This window comes from Xanthomonas sp. MUS 060 (genome assembly GCF_000963215.1).
Classification (GTDB): Bacteria; Pseudomonadota; Gammaproteobacteria; order Xanthomonadales; family Xanthomonadaceae; genus Xanthomonas_A.
On sequence record NZ_JZIM01000065.1, the window covers coordinates 1 to 3,275 of the forward strand.

General features: G+C 63.0%; 6 protein-coding genes. 1 reads left to right on the forward strand and 5 read right to left on the reverse strand.

The genetic code is table 11. From position 1 onward, the window contains the following. Positions 1-240: 240 nt before the first annotated feature. The 4 genes from XANALMUS060_RS17960 to XANALMUS060_RS16795 all read right to left on the reverse strand — a co-directional run bounded on the left by XANALMUS060_RS17960 (position 241) and on the right by XANALMUS060_RS16795 (position 2,366). The gene (locus XANALMUS060_RS17960) at positions 241-708 is read right to left on the reverse strand and encodes a phage GP46 family protein (RefSeq protein WP_235430597.1); all 468 of its coding nucleotides are present in this window, start codon (positions 706-708) and stop codon (positions 241-243) included. Positions 709-819: 111 nt separating this feature from the next. Next, the gene (locus tag XANALMUS060_RS16780; protein WP_045739414.1) at positions 820-1,125 is read right to left on the reverse strand and encodes a hypothetical protein; all 306 of its coding nucleotides are present in this window, start codon (positions 1,123-1,125) and stop codon (positions 820-822) included. Between the two features lie 200 nt (positions 1,126-1,325). Then, complete coding sequence (locus XANALMUS060_RS21030) at positions 1,326-1,631, reverse strand: hypothetical protein (protein WP_045739414.1); 306 nt, start codon at positions 1,629-1,631, stop codon at positions 1,326-1,328. A 528-nt stretch (positions 1,632-2,159) separates the two neighbouring features. Beyond that, entirely contained in the window at positions 2,160-2,366 is a 207-nt protein-coding gene (locus tag XANALMUS060_RS16795; protein WP_152640600.1) for a hypothetical protein, read from the reverse strand. A 381-nt stretch (positions 2,367-2,747) separates the two neighbouring features. On the opposite strand from XANALMUS060_RS16795, the gene XANALMUS060_RS20295 reads away from it, so the two are divergent. Next, positions 2,748-2,996 (forward strand): hypothetical protein, encoded by a 249-nt coding sequence (locus tag XANALMUS060_RS20295; RefSeq protein WP_152640601.1) that lies wholly within the window; start codon positions 2,748-2,750, stop codon positions 2,994-2,996. Here the strand turns inward: XANALMUS060_RS20295 and XANALMUS060_RS20845 are convergent. Beyond that, positions 2,964-3,179 carry a hypothetical protein gene (locus tag XANALMUS060_RS20845; protein ID WP_161795490.1) on the reverse strand — a complete coding sequence of 72 codons (216 nt, stop codon included), beginning with the start codon at positions 3,177-3,179 and terminating at the stop codon, positions 2,964-2,966. The genes XANALMUS060_RS20295 and XANALMUS060_RS20845 overlap by 33 nt on opposite strands. Positions 3,180-3,275 lie beyond the last annotated feature (96 nt).

The following is a 3,275-nucleotide window of genomic DNA, read 5'->3' on the forward strand; positions in this document are numbered from 1 at the left end:
CCATTCGATAAAGCCGTATAACCCATGGGCCACACCTGCCAGGACGCGGGCGTAGACCTGTGCGTCGGCGCGGCGCAACACGTTGTCCTGCTGTCGACGTTGGAACACGTCGTTCGTGGTGCGATTGATCAGCTCCGACAGGGACGGGCGGTTAAACATTCAAGAGACTCCAGAGGTTGTCGAACCTCATGGAACACGTCGTTCGTGGTGCGATTGATCAGCTCCGACAGGGACGGGCGGTTAAACATTCAAGAGACTCCAGAGGTTGTCGAACCTCAGAACGGCGTTGGCGGTGCCATCGGCTGCGAACAGCGTGCATTGCAGGGCCAGCGTGGACAGACCCTGGCGCTCGGCGCGCACGGCGATGCGTGCAGCGACACCGTCGTCGATCAGCCACTGCAGGGCTTCTTCGGCGTAGTCCTGGGCGCGTTGCACCGTGGACGGGGTGAGCTTGGCGCGTGCCTGCCAGCAGCCACAGCCGTGAGCCGATGCGGTCGTTGGCCACCACGGGATAGGTGTCGCCCCACCAGCCCATGCGAAAGCCACGCGGATCGGGCAGCAGCCACAGCCGTGAGCCGATGCGGTCGTTGGCCACCACGGGATAGGTGTCGCCCCACCAGCCCATGCGAAAGCCACGCGGATCGGGCAAGGGGTGTCGTCGGCGTTGGCCCGACGCCAAGTGAACAAGCTGATGAGGACGGCCCGCACCAACGGATGGCGTTTGTCGTTGTCGATGTCCTGGAGCAGGCCGAGCGGGGTTGTCTGGCCGCCGAAAACGGCGGTCAGGGGCATGGCGTCGCGCATGGTGTGGGCGTGGGTCTATTGCGTTGAATTGGGCGGTTTGCTGGTGAAGCTGTCGCCGTGGCTGTCGGTGCCGCTGTGCGTGTGGGCGTTGAAGACCGCACGCATGCCCGCCATGGTCTTGGTGCCGCGCTGATCGCCGACATCCTGTGCCGCCGTGATGCTGGCCTGGCAGGTGATGTTCTGCGTGACCTCCAATGTTCCGACCACCTTGCTGTTGGCATTGATCGTGAGACCGGCGTTGAAGGTCATGACCCCGCTGCCGTCCCCTTGCAGCACCACGGTCGATCCGGCCTTGTCGGTCAGCTTGATGCCATTGCGCATGAGGTAGACCGATTGTCCCTGGTCGTCATGCAGGATTCGTCGGCGTTGGCCCGACGCCAAGTGAACAAGCTGATGAGGACGGCCCGCACCAACGGATGGCGTTTGTCGTTGTCGATGTCCTGGAGCAGGCCGAGCGGGGTTGTCTGGCCGCCGAAAACGGCGGTCAGGGGCATGGCGTCGCGCATGGTGTGGGCGTGGGTCTATTGCGTTGAATTGGGCGGTTTGCTGGTGAAGCTGTCGCCGTGGCTGTCGGTGCCGCTGTGCGTGTGGGCGTTGAAGACCGCACGCATGCCCGCCATGGTCTTGGTGCCGCGCTGATCGCCGACATCCTGTGCCGCCGTGATGCTGGCCTGGCAGGTGATGTTCTGCGTGACCTCCAATGTTCCGACCACCTTGCTGTTGGCATTGATCGTGAGACCGGCGTTGAAGGTCATGACCCCGCTGCCGTCCCCTTGCAGCACCACGGTCGATCCGGCCTTGTCGGTCAGCTTGATGCCATTGCGCATGAGGTAGACCGATTGTCCCTGGTCGTCATGCAGGATGACTTCGCCGCTCTCCTTCCAGGCTTTAGGCTTTTAACGCGATAGCGTCGGTCGGCCACGCACATGACCACGCCGTGGGAGCGGTCTCCATCGAGGAATAGGGCGATGCATTCGGCGCCAGGTTGAGGATGACTGGTCAAGCCATACGGCTCGAAATGCTCGACGTCGGCTTTGGACTCGCCGGCTAACAGGCGCAGCTGAAGGCTTTGCATCTTGCTGGCCGCGTTGACCAGGGACACGGTGCCTCTGGCGACCATGTTCGATAGGCGTCTGGCATAGGGCGCCATCAGACGCTTTGCATCTTGCTGGCCGCGTTGACCAGGGACACGGTGCCTCTGGCGACCATGTTCGATAGGCGTCTGGCATAGGGCGCCATCAGACGGTTGAATTCCATCATCTGCGCTGTCTCATTCCACTTCGGCCCAGGTGTCGCCGCCGCCACGCTTGATGCCCTTGCTTGATTTGGCGTTGAATTCCATCATCTGCGCTGTCTCATTCCACTTCGGCCCAGGTGTCGCCGCCGCCACGCTTGATGCCCTTGCTTGATTTGGCGGCCTTGGAGCGGTAACCATCGGGGGGACCCACACGCAGCTGCGTGCGCAGTCCGTCATCGTCGAGCAGGTAATGCGCTTCGGCGATGACCATCGTCTGGTCGAAGCCGATCAGCGCGTCGCGCACACGCACGAGCAGGTTCGGCATCCACAGTTGTCCATCACCTTGACGCCAGCCGGCGACCGTATACGTGGCTTCGAGCGCGCGTCGCGCACACGCACGAGCAGGTTCGGCATCCACAGTTGTCCATCACCTTGACGCCAGCCGGCGACCGTATACGTGGCTTCGAGCGCCTTGCTTGGCGGCCCGGTGTGCGCGTTCGTACAGCGCGCGGTCCTGGCAGGTGCCAGCATCGGCATGGCCGGCCTGCTTGAGGACCAGGACACGGAAGCGCTTGGAACGTGCATCGGCCAGACTGGCGGTGACCGGCGTGCCGGTATCCGGTGTGCGCGTTCGTACAGCGCGCGGTCCTGGCAGGTGCCAGCATCGGCATGGCCGGCCTGCTTGAGGACCAGGACACGGAAGCGCTTGGAACGTGCATCGGCCAGACTGGCGGTGACCGGCGTGCCGGTATCGGCGGGCGATGCCCCCTTCGAATGCGGCCATGTCGTCATCGTCACCCTGGACTTCGTTGGCATCGACGCCAAAGTCGCCGTCATTGCCTGCACGCTGGCCTTTGACGACATAGCTGGACATCACCGCCTTGAAGTCGAGTTCGCGTTGGCATCGACGCCAAAGTCGCCGTCATTGCCTGCACGCTGGCCTTTGACGACATAGCTGGACATCACCGCCTTGAAGTCGAGTTCGCAGCCAGCTACCTTCTTGGATGTTCTGGCCCAACTCGAGCGTGGTGGTGGCGGTGCCGGTGCTACCGACATCGATGAACACCAGATCGCCCAGGGCGTTGTCGGTGGACAACACATGGCGCAGACGCATCAACCGGTCGATGCTCTCGAACACGGTACATCGATGAACACCAGATCGCCCAGGGCGTTGTCGGTGGACAACACATGGCGCAGACGCATCAACCGGTCGATGCTCTCGAACACGGTTTCG

Bases quoted from the DNA above. Each gene is read 5' to 3' on its own strand.
- XANALMUS060_RS16780 (WP_045739414.1), bottom strand. From the start codon at position 1,125: ATGCGCAATGGCATCAAGCTGACCGACAAGGCCGGATCGACCGTGGTG.
- XANALMUS060_RS21030 (WP_045739414.1), bottom strand. From the start codon at position 1,631: ATGCGCAATGGCATCAAGCTGACCGACAAGGCCGGATCGACCGTGGTG.
- XANALMUS060_RS16795 (WP_152640600.1), bottom strand. From the start codon at position 2,366: ATGCCGAACCTGCTCGTGCGTGTGCGCGACGCGCTGATCGGCTTCGAC.